Origin of the sequence: Candidatus Megaera polyxenophila (assembly GCF_029982035.1) — a bacterium.
Classification (GTDB): Bacteria; Pseudomonadota; Alphaproteobacteria; order Rickettsiales; family Rickettsiaceae; genus Megaera; species Megaera polyxenophila.
Genome location: NZ_CP104166.1, coordinates 558,998 through 580,295, shown reverse-complemented (window position 1 = coordinate 580,295; position 21,298 = coordinate 558,998). Strand labels below are relative to the sequence as shown.

Below are 21,298 nucleotides of genomic sequence, written 5' to 3'. Positions count from 1 at the left end.
TTAGGAGTCAAGGAATAAATTTGAGTTAAAATATTATTTTTCATGACTCCGAAGATGGTATAGTTTGTATATTATACATACCAATTTTAAACAAAAATCTACCTTTTATCTTTACGCCACTATTTCTTTATTCATAAATAGCTATAACAGGGGCATGATCCGATGGTTTGCTTTGCGTTCTTGTCTGGTAATCTATAAAACAATCTTTTAGAAAAGGTAAAGCATTGGAACTGGAGAGAATTGAATCTATTCGCATCCCTTTATTTTGCTCAAAAGCTCCTGCCCTATAATCCCACCAGGAAAATTCCTTTTTTTCCGGGTGGATAATTCTAAAATTATCCACAAAACCAGAATTCAGCATCTTCCGCATCCTAGCTTTTTCTACAATTGTAAAGCAGGTGGTATCCTGTAAATTATCTGGGTCGTAAACATCAATATCAAAAGGCGCAATGTTATAGTCTGCTCCAATAAATAATTTTTCATCATAAGATACTAAGCTATTTATATAATTAATGAATTGGTCATAAAATTTTAACTTCATTTGAAATTTATCGCTGCCGACCTCTCCTCCGCCATTTGGGGCATATAAAGATATTACCCTAGTAAAACCCATAAAACTGTTAAAGCAGATTTCAATAAATCTTGCCTGATCGGAGAGTAAATTACCCGAAAAATCGGTTTTAACTTCATCAGCCGGAATTTTTGAGAGAATAGCTACCCCGTTATAGGATTTCTGACCATTAATATATAAATTATAAGGCAAGTGAGATAGTAACTCATAAGGAAATTTACTAGTTTCACATTTTAGTTCCTGCAGGCATATAACGTCAGGATTATGCTGGCCTATAAAATCAATTAGATCATTTATTCGTATATTAATTGAGTTTATATTCCAGGTTGCTATTTTAAGTTTCATAATGCTTTTTCGTATTAAAGAGGTTTTATATCTTCTGGCAAGTAGGGCAAAAATAGGTTGCTCTTCCACTTTGTACTATTCGAACTATTTTCGTCGTGCAAGAATAGCAATCTAAATTTTTGCGATCATAAACATTTAGTTTTTGCTTAAAATATCCCGGTTTATTATCACCATTTACAAAATCCCGCAGTGTTGTGCCACCTTCTTGTATTGCCTGATTTAAAACCAAAATAATTGACTGGGTTAATTCCAAAATTTCGCTTTTTGTTAGATTTTGAGCCGGTTTTAACGGGTTTATTCTACTCAAAAATAAACTCTCTGAGGCATAAATGTTTCCTACTCCTACCAGAATTTTATTATCCATAATCACTGATTTTATTGGCGCTTTTCTATTTTTAAAATAGCTTGCCAAATATTCTGCATTAAATTCTGCAGATAACGGCTCTAACCCGATATTTTTAAAATATTTCTCAGAGTTTAACTCATCGGTAGCAGCAACATATACCATACCAAAACGCCTTGCATCATTAAACACAAGAAGGTTACCGTCATCAAGAAAAAAAGCTACATGATCATGTTTCTGAAAACTATAATCGCCTTTTCTTAATGTTAACCTGCCCGTCATCCCGAGGTGAAATATTATAGAATTATTATTGTTAAGTTCTAGGGCCAAATATTTAGCAATTCTATATACATTCGTAATAAAAGAATTTATAGTTTTAGCTGCTAAATTAGGATCTAATTCATATCTCAATGATTTTCGAAATTGCATAAAAGAGGTGATTTTATTACCCATAATATGATTTTTTAAGGATCGCTTTAATGTTTCTACTTCTGGCAATTCCGGCATTTATTTAATATGCTGATATTAGTTGATAAGCTATAACTTATACTATTAATTTATATTCGGTCAATAATCATGAACAAGAACAAAAAAACTCCTAATAATAAGGACGCAGTAAATTTTGGCTTCCAGAAAGTTACTGCCAAGCAGAAACGCCTGCTAGTAGATGAGGTATTTTCTGACGTAGCCGGTAAATACGATTTAATGAATGATCTAATGAGTTTTGGTATCCATCGTCTTTGGAAAGATGTTTTTTGCAAAATGATCCCAAATCTAGATAGCAATATAATAGATGTTGCAGGTGGTACTGGTGATATAGCATTTAGAATTAAAGCAAGAGGGAAAGAACTGAATCAAAATCCTTATATTGTTATTTGTGATATTAACCAAGAAATGCTAAAAGTTTGCAAGGATAAGGCCATAAATAAAAATATTTTGCATGGTATCGATTTAGTAGTAGGCAATGCAGAAAAATTACCATTTGCCGATAATAGCTTCGATTATTATACTATAGCTTTTGGCATCAGAAACATGTTATCAATTGAAGATACTTTAAAAGAAGCATATAGAGTATTAAAACCCACCGGTAAATTCTTATGCTTGGAATTTTCACAAGTGCAGAATGAATTAATGAAACCACTATATGATTTTTATTCCTTTAATGTTATTCCCCATATAGGAAAATACGTGGTTAATAACAAGGAAGCGTATCAATATTTAAGCGAAAGTATAAGTATGTTTCCTAACCAGGAAGATTTCAAAACAAAAATTCAAAACGCCGGGTTTATGGATGTAAATTATAAAAATTTAACGCTCGGAATTGCTGCTATCCATTATGGCTATAAGATATGATCAATTGCATTAAGAATATCGCTAACCTCGTTTTATTTTTACATAAGATAAGCAAATATCAAATCCTTACTTGTCCGGAAAAAATAAAAATACCTCGAAGAATAAGATTCCTAGCAGGAGTAGTATGCCTGATAATATATCCTAAAAGATTTTTCATAAGACCAAAACAAGCCTTTGGAATAAGGTTAGCAAATTTCTTCAAGGATCTAGGTCCAATTTATATTAAATTCGGCCAAACTCTTTCAACCAGGCCGGACTTAATTGGGCGGGATGTAGCCCATCACTTAAAATCTCTTCAGGATAAGCTCCGTCCCTTTGATTCCAAAATTGCAAAAAACAAGATAGAAGAAACTTTCGGCACTAAAATATCTGAAATATTTTCTAGCTTTAATGATATTCCAGTTGCTGCAGCTTCTATCGCTCAAGTTCACAAAGCAGTACTAGTAACAGGCGAAAAAGTGGCAGTTAAAATCTTAAGACCGGATATTACTAAAACATATAATAACGATATTATATTTTTAGAATTTATTGCCGATTTTACCGCAAGATTTGTTAGAAACTCACAACGACTCAAACCACGGGAGGTAATAGCAGTTTTCCGAGAATCAATGAATTGCGAGTTAAACCTCCTTATGGAAGCCGCAGCTGCTTCTAGGCTTGCTGATAATTTCGCTTTAGACAAGAGCATTTGTATACCAAAAATTTACTGGGAATTAACTTCAGAGGAAATAATAACTTTAGAATGGATCAACGGTATATCAATTTATAACAGGGAAAAGCTAATTAAAAACAAATTAAATCCTGATGATATTGCCGCTAAAATTGCAGTTATCTTTTTCAACCAGGCCTATAGAGATGGGTTTTTCCACGCTGATTTACACCCTGGAAATATTCTTGTAAAGAAAAACGGTGCGATAGCACTTATAGATTTCGGTATTATAGGTATCTTGTCAGAAGATGATAGGCTAGCTATTGCCGAAATATTATACGCTTTTTTGAAACGAGATTATAAACTTGTCGCAAGTGTTCATCATAGGATAAGCTATATACCTAAAAATACGAATTTAGAGCTTTTTGCTCAAAGGTGTCGGGCAATAGCCGAACCGATTATCGGTAAACAGATTAAAAATATTTCGATAGGAAACCTTTTAGCTCAATTATTCAAAATCACCGAAGAATTTGGCATGGAAACACAACCTCAACTTTTACTCCTCCAGAAAACGGTTGTGGTCGTAGAGGGTATAGGACAAAGCCTAGATCCGGAGATTAATATGTGGCAACTAGCCGAACCGTGGATAAAAAAATGGGCGGCAAAAAATTTGACTCCGGAAGCAAAATTACTTAGGATAGCTAAAAAATTCATAAATAGGATTGCCGAGGATTTATAGGAAAATTTTCCCTTCACTTGTTAAGTAAATACTATTTCATTTAAATAATTATCATAATAGCAGAATATTCATCCTCGAAAATCATGACAAACCCTATAATTATACTCGGCAGTTCCAGAACATTTGGCGAAACAAGAAAAGTAATAGATTCAATCATCGGGAATAATAAAATACCAATTATCGATCTTAAATCTCTTGATATATCTATGAACTCATTGCTGGTTTCATAGTTTAAAAACGGGTGGGTTTTTATTCTCGTCGATAAGATTTTGGAACTGCAGCTTTTGTATTGGAATTTTTGATGATTTTATAATCAAATTGCTTAATTTTTGGCAATTTGGGCAGTATTCTCCCTTTAGCTTCATCCGCACCTTGTTTAATCCATGCTTAGCCGTTATCCACAAAAATGCCGCAGGTTAACCATGCTGTAGGCTATAGTTTTCAGAGCATAATGGTTTATGCTGTGGAATTCAAATCTCAGTAACAACCGTTTGAATTTATCTTCCCAGGCAAATATTCTCTCTATCGTTCTAAACCTTTCTTTAAAGATTTTCCGGCAAAAAGTTTGCTTTCTTCCTCGCTTAGATTTCTTGCGACTCCTTTTATTCTCTGGCATATTAGGAGTCATGCCAAGATTAAAAATTGCTTTACGATTTTTACGTGAATTATATACACCATCTAAGCTCATGGTACTTTCCTTGAGATCTATACCTATTAGTTTTACAATCTTTTTTAAGTTTGATATTGCAGGAGTAAGCAGGATTCCTTCATTCCTATTACCCGGAGCAGTAACAAAAGGCGCAATAACATTGCAGTTTCTATCACAAAACGGTACAACCTTGTCTCCTTTAGTGTGTTTATGACCATTATACCCTAAGTTGTCACCCCTTTTTTAGCAGAAGTACAAGTACCATCACCATGTAATATATCAGTATCAAGCATTCCAGCTTTAAATAACCTTGCCACCGAAGCTTCGAAAATCTTATCAAAGCATCCGTGCTTAACCCAGAACTTAAAAGCATTATAGATATTAGTATAGTGAATTTCTGGCATGCCGTCTTTATTTTTGTCTATTGGTATCTGTTCCCATTGGCAACCAGTATGCATGAGTTTAAGAATGTAATTAAATAATTTGAAAAATGATATCTTTTTACTTGGACCACGTGTGCCTTTTTTAAGATGCGGTAAGACAAATTCGTTAAATTCATCTTCTCTCAAAACAGTAGGAAGCTTGTTGTATCGTCTAATTCTGCTCATTCTATTTGGTTACTTAAATAAAATTAATGAATACTCAATATATCTACAAACCTTTTAAATACAAGGCTATAATGGTTTTATTTCGTAAAAATTCAAACCCGCAATGAGTTCTTCAACTACTCATCATATTGATTTAATAAATATTGGCCTTGTTACAAAAATAGCTAGTAAATTGGATCAACGGTTCTGTCGTATTTGTAAATCGAGATAGAGAAAAATTGATAAAAACAATAGGACTCCTAACAACGTCTCTAACTTTTATGAATTTAATAATATCTTCTTGGATACTATATGATTACATATAGCTCTAATAACTAGCCTCTTCAAGAATCTTTTTGATTGAGGTAGATTTAATCGGATAATAGTGTGGCGGACAGGGTGAGATTCGAACTCACGGTACGGAGAACCGCACGCCGGTTTTCAAGACCGGATCCTTAAACCACTCGGACACCTGTCCTTATACTTGAAAGTAGTTAAAGTTGATAACAGAAAACTACTACTATTTCAAGATAAAAATTATTAATACCCTTAAATAAAAATAGTATGATTGAAATATATATATCTGCTATAGTGTGGCTTTCAGCCAATTCTGTAAATTGGATTAATTAATATAAATTTATATTAATTAGCAGAATGGCAAGTAATACAATGGGCAAAACTGGTTAAAAAGTAAGCATGAAAGGAAAATCAGCAAATTATGTTGTTTTTGATATAGGCAGCAATAAAGTGGCAGCTATCGCTACAAACATAAATAAAACAGGGGAAAGTACTATCATCGCCCAAGTCTTGCAATATTCTGGGGGGTTCAAGGCAAGTACGGTCGTAAATTTAGAAGCTGCAGAAAATAGTATTATTGCCGCTATTTATTCGCTTGAGAAAGAATGCAACAAAAGTATAAACGAAGTTACTATTTCGTTATCTAGCGGTTTTAAGTCTTATTACATTAACCACACGCTCAAACTTGGGAGTCAGCCAATTAATAAGCAGGATATAAAAAAATTAATTCAGAAAGCGTTAGCGGATTTCTCTCTAAAAGATCAAGAAGTAATCCATTATTTTCCAATAGAATTTACTCTAGATAAAGATAAAGTTGTAGATAATCCAAACGGCATGTATGCCAGGGAATTGAGTTGCCAAATACATGTTATTACAGCAAATTCTTTAATGCTCAAGAATTTAACCAATTGCTTTGCTAGATGCCATATAGAAGTTGGAGATATAGTACTTTCGATTTACGCTGATGGTCTCGCCAGCCTTTCTGATGAGGAAAAAGAAACAGGGTCCATTATAATTAATATGGGAAGTCATATCAGTAGTTTTGGGGTGTTTTTTGAAGGAAAGGTATTATATGTAGGGAGTGTACCAATTGGTAGCCATCATATAACCTCTGATATCGCTAAATGTTTATCTATATCGATGCATACTGCAGAAAAGCTAAAAATTTTGTACGGAGATGTAAGGCCGGAGCTTTTTAATAAAGACGAATCTATTAGAATAGGTGATTTTGAACCAGAGAATAGCTATAACGTCAATTTGACAATTCCGGTATCTAAATTGGCTGAGATTATTAGACCTAGAGTAGAAGAAATACTAGTCCTACTAAAAAAAGAATATGACAATATAGGGATGGACCATCTAATCGCAAAGCGTATTATTCTTACCGGCGGCGGTTCTGGGCTACAAGGAATGAAAAATTTAGTAGCCGAAATATTTCACAAGCAGGTAAGGATAGTTAAACTCGAGAACGTACCTACTTTTGCTGAAAATGTTAATAATGTCGCAATATATTCCACTGCAATAGGCATGATTAAATCAAAAGCCTTGAAATATAAAAAAAATTCCTTTAAATCTGGCGAGCAAGAAGAGCTGGGATGGGCTAAAAAAATATTTTTATGGTTCAAGGAAAATGTATAAAGCTATATCCGTTAAAAATACTAACCCTTTTTATTGTGATTCTTCTTTCTCATATATCTCAAGCAATATCCTGGCTTCCAAACGAAGGAGAATACAAGTTTATCTCTAGTTTTTTGTTTATTGATGAAGAAACAGAAGATACTCAAGATAAAAGGAATGAAGAGCTTAGCGAAATTACTAATGAGATTAATTATCTACTAGAACAGGATCAACTAACGGACTATGAGAAGGAACGGCTAGTTGCACTTGAAGATTTTTACAATAATTACGATATATTTAATGATGATTCTTTTTTAAGTAATGAAATTGAATACGGTTGTAGTTCCAACCAAAGTATCGGGTTAAAAATAAAATTTCACTCGGAAAACGATAAGTACTATAAGTATGGAGCAAAGGAAGAAAAGCAAGAATACCATTCGAGAAGAAATATTACTAAAGAGGTAGGTTTTTATTACAAATATTTATTATATAAAAACGAAAACTGGAGAATTTTACTAACTCCTGAATGCCTTTATAGCACGAATAAAATACATGGTAAAAAATTGCATTCTAGCCTTGGCTCTTACGTAGGTTATGCTACCACATCAAAAACCGGTAAAAGACATTTTTCGGAAATAGGGTTCATTATTGGAAAAACTTTTAATTGCAGTTATAAAGATACAATTATAAAAAAAATCAGTTGTCTTCAAGGAGGAGAACTAATTAAAAACCTAATTTTGAGTAATTATGTTGAATACAGTTTTTCTGATAGAGGTAACAGAGGATATAGAAATTTGATATACGAACAAATATCTCTTGCAAAGGAATTTGTAAGCAAATCCGGTCGCCATATGTTTACTACCCAAATAGGATATTACTGGAAACAAAACCTTCATAACAAAACATTTCAAGTATCTGGACCGTTGCTTTCCCTATGTATAACTCTTTAGATTACAATAATCAGAATATAGAAGTAATACCTCAATCGAAGGATAAAATTATTGCAATAAATTTTGAAAATATAAACGATTACTACCGCAAGGGATACTTTGTTTTTTATAATGATAGTAATGAATTAAGTTGTGTCCTTGTTAAGCCTTCAACTATTTCATATATCAAAAGAAGGTATAACAATATAATAAAATTTTATTCTGTTACAGAAAAAGATTTATTCTCAATCTTAGAACAAAGTTTTAGCCAATTAATTACGCACAAATCCCAGCATTATTTATCGCTGGTTTCTAAAGATGTTAGTACAAAAACTGTTGATTACAAAAAAATGATCACCGGTTTTTTATTGTTATTTACCATAAGCTTACTATTTTTCTCCAATCTATTCCATTTTGCTAATAACGCTATTTATTTGGCACAAAATTTTTTTAAGATGCTGTTATTCAAACGTTCTATTGCAAAAAATTTAAACCCTCCGCTCCCTACTTTCAAGAAACACGAAGGGAAAATCCCGATTTATACTATTTTTGTCCCTTTGTACAAGGAAGTCAGGAAATTAAGATCTATAATAAGAGCTATTGATAATTTAGATTACCCTAAATCAAAACTAGACGTAAAATTCATTATTGAAGCCGACGATAAGGAAACAATTAAAGCATTGTCGATTATAGATTTACCGAGATATATACATGTAATTAAAGTACCATTTTCGTTGCCTAGAACAAAACCTAAAGCAATGAATTATGCAACAGCCTATATAAAAGGAGATTACCTTTGTATCTATGATGCAGAAGACAAGCCGGATTCAGATCAGCTTCTGAAAGCTCTTCATGCTTTCAAACAATTACCTGAAGAATATGCCTGTGTGCAAGCCAGGTTAAATTTTTATAATTCGGGAGAAAATCTATTAACAAGATTTTTTAGTATGGAATATACACTTTGGTTTGAATATTTGCTAAAAGGGCTTGATTTATATGGTTTACCAATTACTCTTGGCGGGACAAGTAATCATTTTAAAGTATCAGTTCTAAAGAAAATAGGTTATTGGGACGCTTATAACGTTACTGAGGATGCAGATCTGGGAATCAGATTATACTCTAAAGGTTATAAGGTACACATAATAGACTCTAAAACATTAGAAGAAGCACCGAACTCATTGCTGGTTTCATAGTTTAAAAACGGGTGGGTTTTTATTCTCGTCGATAAGATTTTGGAACTGCAGCTTTTGTATTGGAATTTTTGATGATTTTATAATCAAATTGCTTAATTTTTGGCAATTTGGGCAGTATTCTCCCTTTAGCTTCATCCGCACCTTGTTTAATCCATGCTTAGCCGTTATCCACAAAAATGCCGCAGGTTAACCATGCTGTAGGCTATAGTTTTCAGAGCATAATGGTTTATGCTGTGGAATTCAAATCTCAGTAACAACCGTTTGAATTTATCTTCCCAGGCAAATATTCTCTCTATCGTTCTAAACCTTTCTTTAAAGATTTTCCGGCAAAAAGTTTGCTTTCTTCCTCGCTTAGATTTCTTGCGACTCCTTTTATTCTCTGGCATATTAGGAGTCATGCCAAGATTAAAAATTGCTTTACGATTTTTACGTGAATTATATACACCATCTAAGCTCATGGTACTTTCCTTGAGATCTATACCTATTAGTTTTACAATCTTTTTTAAGTTTGATATTGCAGGAGTAAGCAGGATTCCTTCATTCCTATTACCCGGAGCAGTAACAAAAGGCGCAATAACATTGCAGTTTCTATCACAAAACGGTACAACCTTGTCTCCTTTAGTGTGTTTATGACCATTATACCCTAAGTTGTCACCCCTTTTTTAGCAGAAGTACAAGTACCATCACCATGTAATATATCAGTATCAAGCATTCCAGCTTTAAATAACCTTGCCACCGAAGCTTCGAAAATCTTATCAAAGCATCCGTGCTTAACCCAGAACTTAAAAGCATTATAGATATTAGTATAGTGAATTTCTGGCATGCCGTCTTTATTTTTGTCTATTGGTATCTGTTCCCATTGGCAACCAGTATGCATGAGTTTAAGAATGTAATTAAATAATTTGAAAAATGATATCTTTTTACTTGGACCACGTGTGCCTTTTTTAAGATGCGGTAAGACAAATTCGTTAAATTCATCTTCTCTCAAAACAGTAGGAAGCTTGTTGTATCGTCTAATTCTGCTCATTCTATTTGGTTACTTAAATAAAATTAATGAATACTCAATATATCTACAAACCTTTTAAATACAAGGCTATAATGGTTTTATTTCGTAAAAATTCAAACCCGCAATGAGTTCTTGGGCAAAAACAAATATCTACCCCTTGAATGTTCTACTATTCCCCCTCCATATTCTTCTTTAGCTAAAAGATATTGGATATTAAAGTTTTTCATAGCTAAATTGGTAACTAATCTGGTCAATTTTATTTTCCGGTATCAATAATCTGCTAAAAAATAATTACAGCCCTTTAGTTATTCTTCACTACCAGATTCACTTTCTATATCTTCCTCAACTTGCGCCTCTTCTTCTGAAGTTTCAGCAATTAGGGAAGCAGAAACTACTCTTTCACCTTTGTCAGTTTTAAACAGGATAACACCAGAAGTACTTCTCCCTGTTATACGGACCGAATCCAGCTTACATCTAATTAATTTACCATTATTAGTAATAAGCATTATTTCATCGTTCATATTTGCCGGCATCGAGGCTACCACATCACCGGTTTTTGCCGATAAAACCATATTAACAATTCCTGAGCCACCACGATTTGTAATCCGATAATGGTAAGCAGAAGTTCTTTTTCCAAATCCGTTCTCAGATATTGTTAAAATAAACTCTTCAGCCTTTGCAAGTTCTATAATTTGTTCCTTGGATAACGAAACCCCTAATTCTTCTGCCGTAAATTCTTGATCGCCTTTTGCTATTTCAAGTCTTTTTTCAACAGGAATAGTTAAATAAGCTTCCCGTTCTTCCATAGAGGCTTTTATTCCGTGAAGTATAGTCATAGAGATTACCTTATCACCGTCTGCTAGCTTCATTCCTCTAACACCGTCCGAAGTCCTACTTCTAAATACCCTAACTGCATTTACCGGAAAACGTACAGCTTTACCCTGTCTACTTGCAAGTAATATATGGTCATCTTCTGAACATGCCATTACATTAACTAAGCTATCATCCTCATCTAGTCTGATTGCAATCTTACCATTTGCTTGAATTTTTTTGAAATCAGATAGGTCATTTCTTCTAATATTACCTTTGCTGGTTGCAAACATGATGTGCATGTTATCCCACTCTTCCTGGTTTTCAGGCATTGGCATTATATTATTAATAACTTCTCCTTCTTTTAAAGGAAGAAGATTAACAATAGGACGCCCTTTGCTTTGTGGATTACCGAGCGGTAATTTGTATAATTTTAAACTATAAACTTGGCCTATATTTGAAAAAAATAACATGGGAGTATGGGTATTACCCACAAAAAGCTGAGTAAGTATATCCTCATCTCGCATCGAAAGACCAGATCTCCCTTTTCCTCCACGTTTTTGCGCTCGATAGGTAGCAAGAGGAACCCTCTTGATATAGCCGCTAAGAGTTACAGTTACTACCATATCTTCTTTTTGTATCAGGTCTTCCATGTCATATTCAAAATCACTTTGAATAATCTCTGTTAACCTCGGAGTTGCATAATCTTCCCTAACCTTTAAAAGCTCAGATTTTAATATTGATAATAATTTTTCCCGAGAACTTAATATATCGATATATTCAGTTATTTCCTTAGAAAGTTCTGTCAAATCTGCTTCTAATTTATCTTTTTCCATTGCGGTCAAGCGTTGCAATCTCATCTCGAGAATTGCCTTAGCTTGTGCTTCTGTAAGGTGAATTTTGCCATCTGCACCGATGATTGCTTTATCATCTACTAGTTTGATTAAATTTGCTATATCAGAACAACTCCAAGATTTTTCCATAAGCTGATCTTTTGCATCATTTGGATTTGATGCACTTTTGATAATTCTTATTATCTCATCTATATTACTTACAGCAATTCTAATGCCCAGTAGTATATGGGCCTTATCTCTGGCTTTATTTAGCAGGAAAATCGTTCTTCTGGTAATCACAACTTCACGGAACTTAACAAAAGCACTTATTACCTCTTTTAAGTTCATAACTTTTGGCATTCCCTCATCAAGAGCGAGCATAATTACACCAAAACTAGTCTGGAGCTGGGTAAATGAATAGAGCTGATTCAATACAACTTCTGCCACTGCATCACGTTTTATTTCTATTACTACTCGTACCCCGTCTTTATTAGATTCATCTCTCAGGTCGCTAATTCCTTCGATCTTTTTTTCATGAACAAGATCGGCAATTTTTTCAACCAATTTCGCTTTATTTACCATATATGGCATTTCGGAAATAATAATAGCCTGTCTGTTATTATTATCTTCAATTTCGCATTTACCACGAAAAACAACACTACCTCGTCCAGTTAGATAAGCAGACTGAATACCACTTGATCCTAAAATAATACCACCTGTTGGGAAATCTGGCCCTTTAACTACTGATATTAACTCGGATATATCTATGTTGTTATTATCAATATAAAGAACACATGCATCAATTATTTCACCAAGGTTATGAGGTGGAATATTAGTTGCCATACCAACAGCAATACCTCCAGTACCATTTACGAGAAGATTCGGGAACATTGCGGGTATCACTTTAGGTTCACTTTCCGAACCATCGTAGTTAGCTTGAAAATCGACTGTTTCTTTATCAATATCTTCAAGCAATGTATGAGAAATTTTAGCAAGTCTGGATTCGGTATATCGCATAGCAGCAGCTGAGTCGCCGTCCATCGAACCAAAGTTACCTTGACCATCAATCAATGGCACTCGCAGAGAAAAATCCTGAGCCATACGCACCAATGAGTCATAAACTGCAGTATCTCCATGAGGATGGTACTTACCGATTACATCACCGACTATTCTTGCCGATTTCTTATAAGGTTTATTTGCATAAAAACCGGACTCGTACATTGAATACAAAATCCGGCGATGAACCGGTTTTAGACCGTCTCTAACGTCTGGAATAGCACGGCTTACGATAACGCTCATAGCATAGTCCATGTATGAACGTTTCATTTCGTCTTCAATACCTATTGAGATAACTGTCTGATCTTCTGAAGCACTCACTATATTCCTTCCCTACAAATTTATATATTTTATGGCGATGAGATTAGTAGAAAATTATCTAATTTGCAAGGTTTTAAGAACCAAAAATATATTTTTACAGGTTAAAGGTCGCTTCCTTAAATAGTAAAATTATTTGTGGTATAGAATAATACTTCAATAGTAAAATTTTATCCTTCTACACTCACATTATTTTAACATCCAAAACCTATTAAGCTCTATTCAATACTTTTCCGCAGCATAAATACAGAAGCCCAATCTATTGGTTAAAAGATAAACCAAATTCTGTTGAGGCTATGAACTCATTGCTGGTTTCATAGTTTAAAAACGGGTGGGTTTTTATTCTCGTCGATAAGATTTTGGAACTGCAGCTTTTGTATTGGAATTTTTGATGATTTTATAATCAAATTGCTTAATTTTTGGCAATTTGGGCAGTATTCTCCCTTTAGCTTCATCCGCACCTTGTTTAATCCATGCTTAGCCGTTATCCACAAAAATGCCGCAGGTTAACCATGCTGTAGGCTATAGTTTTCAGAGCATAATGGTTTATGCTGTGGAATTCAAATCTCAGTAACAACCGTTTGAATTTATCTTCCCAGGCAAATATTCTCTCTATCGTTCTAAACCTTTCTTTAAAGATTTTCCGGCAAAAAGTTTGCTTTCTTCCTCGCTTAGATTTCTTGCGACTCCTTTTATTCTCTGGCATATTAGGAGTCATGCCAAGATTAAAAATTGCTTTACGATTTTTACGTGAATTATATACACCATCTAAGCTCATGGTACTTTCCTTGAGATCTATACCTATTAGTTTTACAATCTTTTTTAAGTTTGATATTGCAGGAGTAAGCAGGATTCCTTCATTCCTATTACCCGGAGCAGTAACAAAAGGCGCAATAACATTGCAGTTTCTATCACAAAACGGTACAACCTTGTCTCCTTTAGTGTGTTTATGACCATTATACCCTAAGTTGTCACCCCTTTTTTAGCAGAAGTACAAGTACCATCACCATGTAATATATCAGTATCAAGCATTCCAGCTTTAAATAACCTTGCCACCGAAGCTTCGAAAATCTTATCAAAGCATCCGTGCTTAACCCAGAACTTAAAAGCATTATAGATATTAGTATAGTGAATTTCTGGCATGCCGTCTTTATTTTTGTCTATTGGTATCTGTTCCCATTGGCAACCAGTATGCATGAGTTTAAGAATGTAATTAAATAATTTGAAAAATGATATCTTTTTACTTGGACCACGTGTGCCTTTTTTAAGATGCGGTAAGACAAATTCGTTAAATTCATCTTCTCTCAAAACAGTAGGAAGCTTGTTGTATCGTCTAATTCTGCTCATTCTATTTGGTTACTTAAATCAACCACTTTCATCTGAGAGATGAAAGTTTGATCTTTGCGACTAGAAGTCGCTTATCAAGCTAAAGCTCATTCTAGCCTAATATTTGAAGTAAAGTCGGTCTCATGAGCGTCAGTGTGTTTGTTGATATATTCGTTAATCATATCATCTGTAACATTACCGCTAGTTGAACTGAAGTATCCTCTGCCCCATAAATGTCTACCCCAGTATTTCTTTTTTAGTATCGGAAATTCTTCCTGTATTCTTTTAGATGATCTTCCCTTAGCTTTCTGAACAAATTCACTAATTTTAATATGCGGAGGAATATTTGCAAATATATGGACATGGTCGCTTGATACAACGCCATTTTCTATCTTTATACTCATTTCCTCAGCTACCTGTAACACTAGTTCCCGAACACGTTTTTTTATGTCGTAAGTAAGTACCTTATAGCGATATTTCGTTATCCATACTATATGATAACGATGATAAAAAACTGAATGTGATCTTTTGTTATAGTAAGTCATAGACTTATGATGCTACCGCATCATGGCGCATTAGACAAGCTAAAGCTTTTCCATCTGGAAGATGGAGGTTTTCACCACCAAAGGGACTATAAAATTAATGAATACTCAATATATCTACAAACCTTTTAAATACAAGGCTATAATGGTTTTATTTCGTAAAAATTCAAACCCGCAATGAGTTCTTATTTATCCTTATATATTCGACTATTTCCTGTTCTGAGCTATTCATATAAAAATGCTTCATATATTTACCCTGTTTATCCATGAGATACACGAAAGATGAGTGGTCTATCATGTAATTATTGAGATTTTCAGAAGTTTGGGATCTAGTATAGAATACCTTATACAGGTCTGCTACATATTTCAAATCTGCAGCTGAGCCTGTAAGACCTATAAATTTTGGATGGAAATGGCTTAAATATTCTTTTAGTAATGCGGGAGTATCTCTGTCAGGGTCAATTGTAATAAATATTGGTAAGATATCAATATTATACTTTTCTAAAGTAGTGATAACATTGGATAATTTATTTAATGTAGTAGGACAGATATCAGGGCAATATGTAAAGCCAAAATAAATTAGGCTCAAATGACCTTTTATTTGCTCGCTGCTAAATTTATTACCGTTCTGATCAGTTAGGACAAATTCGCCGCCAATCGGTACATCTTCAGGTATAGCTCCGCCATGACCTGATAATGGTTTACTGGGCAGTTCTACAAAAATCAAGATATATGAAGATACAAGAGCTATAATTATGCTAAGTAAAATGATAATTTTAGTGGTTAGTTTAATCTTTTTATTTTCTTCCATATAATATATACCCAATATATTTTATTTTAGCATATCGGCAACTTCTAAAGCTGCATAAGTAAAAATACCTGCGGCCCCTGCTCTCTTAAAACCTATTAATGATTCTACTATTGCTTTTTCCCACTGGAGGACTCCTGCTTCGGAAGCAATTTTCAGCATCGAATACTCACCGCTGACCTGATAGGCAAAAATATGAACATCGAACCTTTCAGAAGCTTCACGTATTACATCTAAATATGGCATTCCTGGTTTTACCATAATCATATCAGCACCTTCTGAAATGTCCTGCTCAATCTCGCGCATGGCTTCCTTAATGTTACGAATATCCATTTGGTATGTGGCTTTACTTAGGTATTCTTTCTTGTTACTCCTAACTGCTTGTCTAAAAGGCCCATAAAAACTCGAATCATATTTTGCTGCATAAGCAAGAATATTAACGTGAGTAAAATCATTAGAATCAAGTTCTTCTCTGATAGCCATTATCCTACCGTCCATCATATCAGACGGTGCAATAATATCAGCTCCTGCTTTTGCTAAGACTAGAGCCTGATTTGATAAAGCTTTAATAGTCTGATCATTGTCAACATCACCGTCAATTAGGATACCATCGTGGCCGTGGATAGTATAAGGATCAAGAGCTACATCGCAGGAAATTCCTATTTCAAGACCTTTATTTTTAAGAGTTCTAATAGTGCGGCATACTAGATTATCAAGATTATATGCCTCGTCAGCATCCTCAGATTTTAACTTATCGTCAACTGAAGGAAATAAAGCAATTGCTTTTATGCCTCTTTCCTGCGCCTCTTTGGCTGTAATTACAACTTGATCTATTGATTGCCTATAAACTCCAGGCATCGTCTTAATCTCGTGGCGTTCATTCTCTCCTTCAACGACAAACATCGGCAGTATAAGATCTTCAGGGCGAAGTGTTGACTCTGCCATCAGGTCACGCAGCCAACTAGTTCTTCTATTTCTTCTTAATCTAACAATAGGAAACATAATTTTGCAAATAATTAATTGAAAATGGTAATAGCTTCCACAACTTAAAACTAGCAATAAACTTACTATATACAATCTATGAACTTGCTTCAATCAATCTTTTAAACAAGTTTTTATCTAACTCGGAATTTAAATATTCAGAGTGCCACTGAACCCCCACTAGAAACTTATAATCTTTTGACTCAACCGCTTCAATAATTCCGTCAGGGGCATACGCAGAAGCTACCAGGCCTTTTCCTAGATTTTCAATTGCCTGATGGTGAGTGGAGTTTACCATAACTCTGGAGTTAGGGCTAAGAGATCTTAAAATTGTTCCTTCTTTGATGCTAATAGGGTGAGTTGGAATATTTTTAGGTGGAGGTTGTTCATGATTTAACTCGCTGCTAAAATGATCCGGAATATGTTGGATAAGAGTTCCTCCAAAAAGGATATTAATTAATTGTAAGCCATTGCAGATGCCAAATACAGGTATATTTTCACTAAGAGCTTTTTGAGTAATTTCTAATTCATATTCAGCCCTAACATCTTTGGTTTTAACTTTATCCGATAAAATTTCGCAACCATAAAACCTAGGATGGATATCTTCATCACACCCAGGTATAATCAACCCATCAATCAATGCTAGTGTTGCGTCAATATTCTGGTTATAAGGAAGCATAACTGGTATTCCTCCTGCTTTCTCAACATTTTGCGAATAACAAGCCCTAAGAGCGTACCACGGGAATGACGCATAAGAATATTTACTAGAATCGGTGTTTAGATCAAGAATAATCCCTATTACTGGTTGCCTTAAATTATTCATTTACCCAACTAAACTTCGACTTCAGTAAATTCGATTTTATTTTCAGCGGTGATAGTGATTTTTTCTATTTTTAACTTTGCTTCTTTTAGCATTTTTTCACAATGATTTTTGAGGGCAACTCCTCTTTCAAAGCTAGAAACTGCATCAGCTAAACTTTCTTGACCGGTATCGATTTTATTTACTATCTCTTCAAGTTCAGCCAAAGCTTCTTCAAAACTCATTTTTTCGATAGATTTAGTCATAAATCTCAATTAATATTTATTTTGTGCCAATTAAACATTATTTATTTCTTATATGCAAGTTAGAATTTATATCCCTACTAAATCATCTACCCAATCTGGACACGGCTCTGGAAATTGGTTGCTGGAATTTGTAGAAAAACCTGGTAATAAATTCAAGGAAACCCTAATGGGACGCACTTCTTCTAATGATATGTCTAATGAAGTTAAAATAAAATTTCCCACTTTGGAAAAAGCAATAGAATTTGCTAAAAAGAAGAATTACGATTTTGAAGTAATAGAACCGAAAAAACCAAAATTAATCAAGAAAACTTACGCTAGCAATTTTAATTAATTTATTTGTTGGCACTTACGGAGAAATATTGCAATTTTATATTCCCGGAAGCTATATTGAGTTTGCATAATAAATTATGCTTTAGCTGCGGTTTCTGATGTTGTTAAAAAATTTTTGCATTAGATTGACTGATTCCTCTTCAAGTATACCAGTATATATTTCTGGCCGATGGAAACAGGACGAGGAGTTAAAAAATCTCACTCCATTTTCTACTGCTCCTTGTTTTGTGTCAGCGGCAGCGTAATATATTCTTCTGAGTCTTGCGTTAGCAATGGCCGCAGCACACATAGTACATGGTTCTAAAGTAATGTATATATCGCATTCAGATAAATTCTTATTATCTAATTCTAAGCACGCACGGTTGATGGCTAAAATTTCAGCGTGAGAATTGGGGTTTTTAGTTTGTTGAACAAGGTTTCTAGTACTGGCAACAATACTATTGCCCGTATTGTGTATTATAACACAGCCGACCGGTACTTCATTCTCCTCGAAAGCTTGTCGGGCTTCCTGAAATGCCAGTTGCATGAACCTATTCTCAAAATTATATTTTTTCACGATAGTTTACGTCTTGTTCAAGTCCTGCTGGATCCTGATGTATAGTAACTTCTGCTTCTGGAAATTCCTGCAATAAATCTTTCATTAGTTTATCAGCCATTTCATGAGATCTATACAAAGTAATATTGCCGTCAAGTTCTAAATGAAATTGAATAAAAGGTTTACTTGCTGCATATCGTGTTTTCAATTCATGGATACCTTTTACCTGATTGTAATTAGAGACGATGCTCAGGATTTTATCTTTTTCTTTTTGAGGAAATTCTTCATCTGCTAAGTTACGGATTGCTTCACGAAATAGTCTGTAGGACGCGTACATGACGTATAAAGAAATACCGATTCCTGCTAAAGCATCGATATACCAAAAGGTCGCACTTAAATAAATAGAAATAATAACGGCAATATTAGTGATAAAATCTGAGAAATAATGGAGTTTATCAGCACTTATAATTTTTGATTTTGTTTTACTGATGACATAAGATTGAAAACATACAAGGATAAATGTTAAAAACACGCAAAAATACATGACATTAGCCCCAAGTTCTAAATTTACGAGTTCAGAACCTGAAAATAACGATTTTGAAGAGGAAAAAAGAGTAAACAAGCATGAAGCAAAAAAAAACATTGATTGTGAAAAAATGGCTAGATCCTGAAACTTTTCATGGCCAAATCTATGATTATCATCTGCTGGTAGTAAAGAAACTCTAATAGCTATTAGATTTATTACTGAAGAAGATATATCAAGTAACGAATCTATAAGCGACGCTAAAATCGACTGCGATTCGGTAGCAAGCCACGCATAGCTTTTAGCCAGCATAATAATTACCGCTGTTGTTACTGATGCGTAAGATGCAATCTTAACTAGCCTATTATTCCTCTCTATAGCCATATCTATATTTTTTAATTGCAATAAAAATTAGTAGCATATATCATATTGGTTATCTGTAACTTATCTTAATACCTAATTATTTAAAGTCAAAATTAATCTTAAAACCAAAAAAGTGAGTTATTAATATATGAAAAGTTATGTAAAAATAATATCAAACGTTCTTATTCTTGTTACTTCCGTTTTTATGTTAAACGCTTGTAGCGGGCAGATGAATAAACAAAGTGGCGGCACATTAATAGGTGGTCTTGCCGGAGGGTTACTTGGTTCTCAATTTGGCGGAGGGGAGGGAAAACTTATTGCTACAGGAGTTGGCGCTTTAGCTGGTGCACTCATAGGCGGGCAGATTGGTAAATCCATGGACGAATACGATCGTGCATTACTTGAAAAAAGTTCACGTCAGGCTCTTGAATATTCTCCGTCTGGTAGTAGCGTTGAATGGCGTAATCCTGATAGTGGAAATTATGGATATATTACTCCTACTAATACATTAAAGACAGAACAAGGTTATTGCCGTGAATATACCCAAGAAATAGTAATAGGCGGGGAAAGGAAGAAAGCTTATGGTAAGGCTTGTCGTAAACCGGACGGTAACTGGGAAATCGTTAAATAGCGATTTATTGGTTTTAAGAAAGTCAATAATATATCAGTTTAAACCCAAATTTAACAAATAGACTTGGATTGAAATATAACATGTATCTGTCCAAGTCTTTTTACTTTGCTCTTTTAGCTATATTTATTTGTCGTACTAGTAAACTCAAATTCTTGTATATCTTAATTTTAGGAAAATTATGTCTCCAGTTGTAGAGTTTTCTTCAGTTAGCAAATATTTTGACTCAAAACTTTTGGTAGATAATGTAAGTTTTAAACTACAACAAAGGGAAATAACCACATTAATTGGGCAAAACGGAGCAGGAAAGACTACTATAGCCAAGATGATATTAGGCCTTGAAAAGCCAACTCAGGGACAAATAAGGATAAAGGATAATTTAAAAATCGGTTATGCTCCCCAGAAGCTGGATTTTAACTTCAATATGCCTTTGAATGCCGAAGCTTTAATGAATATTCTAGTTCCAGGTGGAATTGATAAAGAAGTTTCCGAACTGATAAATTTTGCTGATTTCGATAATGTAAGGAAGATTGATATTTCTGAATTATCTGGTGGTCAATTACAAAAACTTGTACTTGCCGGAACACTTATGGATAAACCAGATTTAGTTATTCTAGACGAACCCACCCAGTACCTTGACGTTACAAGTCAACAAGAATTCTACAAGCTGCTTAAGCAAATAAAAGAAACAACAGGTTTAACCGTTTTTTTGATCTCGCATGACTTGTTTACGGTCATGAAAAATTCTGATCAAGTAATTTGTATTAATGGTCACGTCTGTTGCATAGGTAAGCCAAATGATGCCGGCCAGAATTTAGACTTTAAAAATGCACTATCCGAAATAGGGTTCTATGTTCATTCACATGATCATAGGCACAATCATTAATGGAATACATATTTGG

Annotated in this window: 25 protein-coding genes and 1 tRNA gene; 12 read left to right on the top strand and 14 right to left on the bottom strand. The window is 34.1% G+C overall.

The genetic code is table 11. From position 1 onward, the window contains the following. Positions 1-127: 127 nt before the first annotated feature. Complete coding sequence (gene xth / locus N3Z16_RS03040; protein ID WP_282486946.1) at positions 128-916, bottom strand: exodeoxyribonuclease III; 789 nt, start codon at positions 914-916, stop codon at positions 128-130. Positions 917-941: 25 nt separating this feature from the next. Then, entirely contained in the window at positions 942-1,766 is an 825-nt protein-coding gene (mutM, locus tag N3Z16_RS03035) for a bifunctional DNA-formamidopyrimidine glycosylase/DNA-(apurinic or apyrimidinic site) lyase (protein ID WP_282486687.1), read from the bottom strand. Between the two features lie 69 nt (positions 1,767-1,835). On the opposite strand from mutM, the gene ubiE reads away from it, so the two are divergent. From ubiE to N3Z16_RS03020, 3 genes are all read left to right on the top strand, one after another. After that, complete coding sequence (gene ubiE / locus N3Z16_RS03030; RefSeq protein ID WP_282486686.1) at positions 1,836-2,612, top strand: bifunctional demethylmenaquinone methyltransferase/2-methoxy-6-polyprenyl-1,4-benzoquinol methylase UbiE; 777 nt, start codon at positions 1,836-1,838, stop codon at positions 2,610-2,612. Further along, a complete protein-coding gene (ubiB, locus tag N3Z16_RS03025; RefSeq protein ID WP_282486685.1) occupies positions 2,609-4,000 on the top strand; it encodes a 2-polyprenylphenol 6-hydroxylase in 1,392 nt (463 codons plus the stop codon). The genes ubiE and ubiB overlap by 4 nt, the downstream gene beginning before the upstream one ends. Positions 4,001-4,458: 458 nt before the next feature. Next, the gene (locus N3Z16_RS03020) at positions 4,459-4,863 is read left to right on the top strand and encodes a hypothetical protein (protein ID WP_282485820.1); all 405 of its coding nucleotides are present in this window, start codon (positions 4,459-4,461) and stop codon (positions 4,861-4,863) included. Positions 4,864-4,873: 10 nt separating this feature from the next. Here N3Z16_RS03020 and N3Z16_RS03015 read toward each other — a convergent pair whose 3' ends face one another. Next, entirely contained in the window at positions 4,874-5,257 is a 384-nt protein-coding gene (locus tag N3Z16_RS03015) for a hypothetical protein (RefSeq protein ID WP_282485819.1), read from the bottom strand. Between the two features lie 367 nt (positions 5,258-5,624). Beyond that, a tRNA-Ser gene (locus N3Z16_RS03010) sits at positions 5,625-5,714 on the bottom strand. A 218-nt stretch (positions 5,715-5,932) separates the two neighbouring features. On the opposite strand from N3Z16_RS03010, the gene ftsA reads away from it, so the two are divergent. From ftsA to N3Z16_RS02990, 4 genes are all read left to right on the top strand, one after another. Further along, positions 5,933-7,171: a cell division protein FtsA gene (gene ftsA, locus N3Z16_RS03005; RefSeq protein WP_282486684.1), complete on the top strand. Its 1,239-nt coding sequence runs from the start codon at positions 5,933-5,935 to the stop codon at positions 7,169-7,171. Then, positions 7,150-8,100: a hypothetical protein gene (locus N3Z16_RS03000; RefSeq protein ID WP_282486683.1), complete on the top strand. Its 951-nt coding sequence runs from the start codon at positions 7,150-7,152 to the stop codon at positions 8,098-8,100. Before ftsA ends, N3Z16_RS03000 begins: the two co-directional genes overlap by 22 nt. Next, the gene (locus N3Z16_RS02995; RefSeq protein ID WP_282486682.1) at positions 8,085-9,272 is read left to right on the top strand and encodes a glycosyltransferase; all 1,188 of its coding nucleotides are present in this window, start codon (positions 8,085-8,087) and stop codon (positions 9,270-9,272) included. The genes N3Z16_RS03000 and N3Z16_RS02995 overlap by 16 nt, the downstream gene beginning before the upstream one ends. Before the next feature lie 228 nt (positions 9,273-9,500). Then, positions 9,501-9,905, top strand: a complete 405-nt coding sequence (locus tag N3Z16_RS02990; RefSeq protein WP_282485820.1) for a hypothetical protein — start codon at positions 9,501-9,503, stop codon at positions 9,903-9,905. Between the two features lie 10 nt (positions 9,906-9,915). On the opposite strand, the gene N3Z16_RS02985 is transcribed toward N3Z16_RS02990, so the two are convergent. After that, on the bottom strand, positions 9,916-10,299 hold the full coding sequence (locus tag N3Z16_RS02985) for a hypothetical protein (protein WP_282485819.1): 384 nt from the start codon (positions 10,297-10,299) through the stop codon (positions 9,916-9,918). Positions 10,300-10,583: 284 nt separating this feature from the next. Beyond that, positions 10,584-13,298 (bottom strand): DNA topoisomerase (ATP-hydrolyzing) subunit A, encoded by a 2,715-nt coding sequence (gyrA, locus tag N3Z16_RS02980; protein ID WP_282486681.1) that lies wholly within the window; start codon positions 13,296-13,298, stop codon positions 10,584-10,586. A gap of 545 nt (positions 13,299-13,843) precedes the next feature. Here gyrA and N3Z16_RS02975 point away from each other — a divergent pair. Then, the gene (locus tag N3Z16_RS02975; protein WP_282485820.1) at positions 13,844-14,248 is read left to right on the top strand and encodes a hypothetical protein; all 405 of its coding nucleotides are present in this window, start codon (positions 13,844-13,846) and stop codon (positions 14,246-14,248) included. Positions 14,249-14,258: 10 nt separating this feature from the next. On the opposite strand, the gene N3Z16_RS02970 is transcribed toward N3Z16_RS02975, so the two are convergent. Both N3Z16_RS02970 and tnpA read right to left on the bottom strand, forming a co-directional pair. Next, positions 14,259-14,642, bottom strand: a complete 384-nt coding sequence (locus N3Z16_RS02970; protein ID WP_282485819.1) for a hypothetical protein — start codon at positions 14,640-14,642, stop codon at positions 14,259-14,261. Positions 14,643-14,728: 86 nt separating this feature from the next. Beyond that, a complete protein-coding gene (tnpA, locus tag N3Z16_RS02965; protein WP_282485546.1) occupies positions 14,729-15,166 on the bottom strand; it encodes an IS200/IS605 family transposase in 438 nt (145 codons plus the stop codon). Between the two features lie 6 nt (positions 15,167-15,172). Between tnpA and N3Z16_RS02960 the strand changes: the two genes are divergently transcribed. After that, on the top strand, positions 15,173-15,295 hold the full coding sequence (locus N3Z16_RS02960; RefSeq protein ID WP_282485841.1) for a hypothetical protein: 123 nt from the start codon (positions 15,173-15,175) through the stop codon (positions 15,293-15,295). Between the two features lie 34 nt (positions 15,296-15,329). On the opposite strand, the gene N3Z16_RS02955 is transcribed toward N3Z16_RS02960, so the two are convergent. From N3Z16_RS02955 to N3Z16_RS02940, 4 genes are all read right to left on the bottom strand, one after another. Beyond that, a complete protein-coding gene (locus N3Z16_RS02955; RefSeq protein ID WP_282486680.1) occupies positions 15,330-15,974 on the bottom strand; it encodes an SCO family protein in 645 nt (214 codons plus the stop codon). A gap of 21 nt (positions 15,975-15,995) precedes the next feature. After that, a complete protein-coding gene (hemB, locus tag N3Z16_RS02950) occupies positions 15,996-16,973 on the bottom strand; it encodes a porphobilinogen synthase (RefSeq protein WP_282486679.1) in 978 nt (325 codons plus the stop codon). A gap of 76 nt (positions 16,974-17,049) precedes the next feature. Next, positions 17,050-17,775 carry a gamma-glutamyl-gamma-aminobutyrate hydrolase family protein gene (locus tag N3Z16_RS02945; RefSeq protein WP_282486678.1) on the bottom strand — a complete coding sequence of 242 codons (726 nt, stop codon included), beginning with the start codon at positions 17,773-17,775 and terminating at the stop codon, positions 17,050-17,052. Between the two features lie 8 nt (positions 17,776-17,783). Then, a complete protein-coding gene (locus tag N3Z16_RS02940; protein ID WP_223938736.1) occupies positions 17,784-18,017 on the bottom strand; it encodes an exodeoxyribonuclease VII small subunit in 234 nt (77 codons plus the stop codon). A gap of 52 nt (positions 18,018-18,069) precedes the next feature. Between N3Z16_RS02940 and N3Z16_RS02935 the strand changes: the two genes are divergently transcribed. Next, entirely contained in the window at positions 18,070-18,348 is a 279-nt protein-coding gene (locus N3Z16_RS02935) for an NADH dehydrogenase ubiquinone Fe-S protein 4 (RefSeq protein ID WP_223938734.1), read from the top strand. 81 nt (positions 18,349-18,429) lie between these two features. Here the strand turns inward: N3Z16_RS02935 and N3Z16_RS02930 are convergent, their stop codons facing one another. Next, on the bottom strand, positions 18,430-18,873 hold the full coding sequence (locus tag N3Z16_RS02930) for a nucleoside deaminase (RefSeq protein WP_282486677.1): 444 nt from the start codon (positions 18,871-18,873) through the stop codon (positions 18,430-18,432). Between the two features lie 16 nt (positions 18,874-18,889). Then, positions 18,890-19,789, bottom strand: coding sequence for a cation diffusion facilitator family transporter (locus N3Z16_RS02925; RefSeq protein ID WP_282486676.1), 900 nt, complete (start codon positions 19,787-19,789; stop codon positions 18,890-18,892). 127 nt (positions 19,790-19,916) lie between these two features. On the opposite strand from N3Z16_RS02925, the gene N3Z16_RS02920 reads away from it, so the two are divergent. After that, entirely contained in the window at positions 19,917-20,399 is a 483-nt protein-coding gene (locus tag N3Z16_RS02920; protein ID WP_282486674.1) for an RT0821/Lpp0805 family surface protein, read from the top strand. A 175-nt stretch (positions 20,400-20,574) separates the two neighbouring features. Next, positions 20,575-21,282 (top strand): metal ABC transporter ATP-binding protein, encoded by a 708-nt coding sequence (locus N3Z16_RS02915; RefSeq protein ID WP_223938779.1) that lies wholly within the window; start codon positions 20,575-20,577, stop codon positions 21,280-21,282. The last annotated feature ends 16 nt before the right edge of the window (positions 21,283-21,298 follow it).

Bases quoted from the DNA above. Each gene is read 5' to 3' on its own strand.
- hemB (WP_282486679.1), bottom strand. From the start codon at position 16,973: ATGTTTCCTATTGTTAGATTAAGAAGAAATAGAAGAACTAGTTGGCTG.
- ubiB (WP_282486685.1), top strand. From the start codon at position 2,609: ATGATCAATTGCATTAAGAATATCGCTAACCTCGTTTTATTTTTACAT.
- N3Z16_RS02940 (WP_223938736.1), bottom strand. From the start codon at position 18,017: ATGACTAAATCTATCGAAAAAATGAGTTTTGAAGAAGCTTTGGCTGAA.
- N3Z16_RS02925 (WP_282486676.1), bottom strand. From the start codon at position 19,789: ATGGCTATAGAGAGGAATAATAGGCTAGTTAAGATTGCATCTTACGCA.
- ftsA (WP_282486684.1), top strand. From the start codon at position 5,933: ATGAAAGGAAAATCAGCAAATTATGTTGTTTTTGATATAGGCAGCAAT.
- N3Z16_RS02995 (WP_282486682.1), top strand. From the start codon at position 8,085: ATGTATAACTCTTTAGATTACAATAATCAGAATATAGAAGTAATACCT.
- N3Z16_RS02930 (WP_282486677.1), bottom strand. From the start codon at position 18,873: ATGCAACTGGCATTTCAGGAAGCCCGACAAGCTTTCGAGGAGAATGAA.
- N3Z16_RS02955 (WP_282486680.1), bottom strand. From the start codon at position 15,974: ATGGAAGAAAATAAAAAGATTAAACTAACCACTAAAATTATCATTTTA.
- tnpA (WP_282485546.1), bottom strand. From the start codon at position 15,166: ATGACTTACTATAACAAAAGATCACATTCAGTTTTTTATCATCGTTAT.
- N3Z16_RS03015 (WP_282485819.1), bottom strand. From the start codon at position 5,257: ATGAGCAGAATTAGACGATACAACAAGCTTCCTACTGTTTTGAGAGAA.
- N3Z16_RS02945 (WP_282486678.1), bottom strand. From the start codon at position 17,775: ATGAATAATTTAAGGCAACCAGTAATAGGGATTATTCTTGATCTAAAC.
- N3Z16_RS03020 (WP_282485820.1), top strand. From the start codon at position 4,459: ATGCTGTGGAATTCAAATCTCAGTAACAACCGTTTGAATTTATCTTCC.
- N3Z16_RS02960 (WP_282485841.1), top strand. From the start codon at position 15,173: ATGATGCTACCGCATCATGGCGCATTAGACAAGCTAAAGCTTTTCCAT.
- N3Z16_RS02935 (WP_223938734.1), top strand. From the start codon at position 18,070: ATGCAAGTTAGAATTTATATCCCTACTAAATCATCTACCCAATCTGGA.
- N3Z16_RS02920 (WP_282486674.1), top strand. From the start codon at position 19,917: ATGAAAAGTTATGTAAAAATAATATCAAACGTTCTTATTCTTGTTACT.
- mutM (WP_282486687.1), bottom strand. From the start codon at position 1,766: ATGCCGGAATTGCCAGAAGTAGAAACATTAAAGCGATCCTTAAAAAAT.
- N3Z16_RS02990 (WP_282485820.1), top strand. From the start codon at position 9,501: ATGCTGTGGAATTCAAATCTCAGTAACAACCGTTTGAATTTATCTTCC.
- N3Z16_RS02970 (WP_282485819.1), bottom strand. From the start codon at position 14,642: ATGAGCAGAATTAGACGATACAACAAGCTTCCTACTGTTTTGAGAGAA.
- xth (WP_282486946.1), bottom strand. From the start codon at position 916: ATGAAACTTAAAATAGCAACCTGGAATATAAACTCAATTAATATACGA.
- N3Z16_RS03000 (WP_282486683.1), top strand. From the start codon at position 7,150: ATGGTTCAAGGAAAATGTATAAAGCTATATCCGTTAAAAATACTAACC.
- N3Z16_RS02975 (WP_282485820.1), top strand. From the start codon at position 13,844: ATGCTGTGGAATTCAAATCTCAGTAACAACCGTTTGAATTTATCTTCC.
- ubiE (WP_282486686.1), top strand. From the start codon at position 1,836: ATGAACAAGAACAAAAAAACTCCTAATAATAAGGACGCAGTAAATTTT.
- N3Z16_RS02985 (WP_282485819.1), bottom strand. From the start codon at position 10,299: ATGAGCAGAATTAGACGATACAACAAGCTTCCTACTGTTTTGAGAGAA.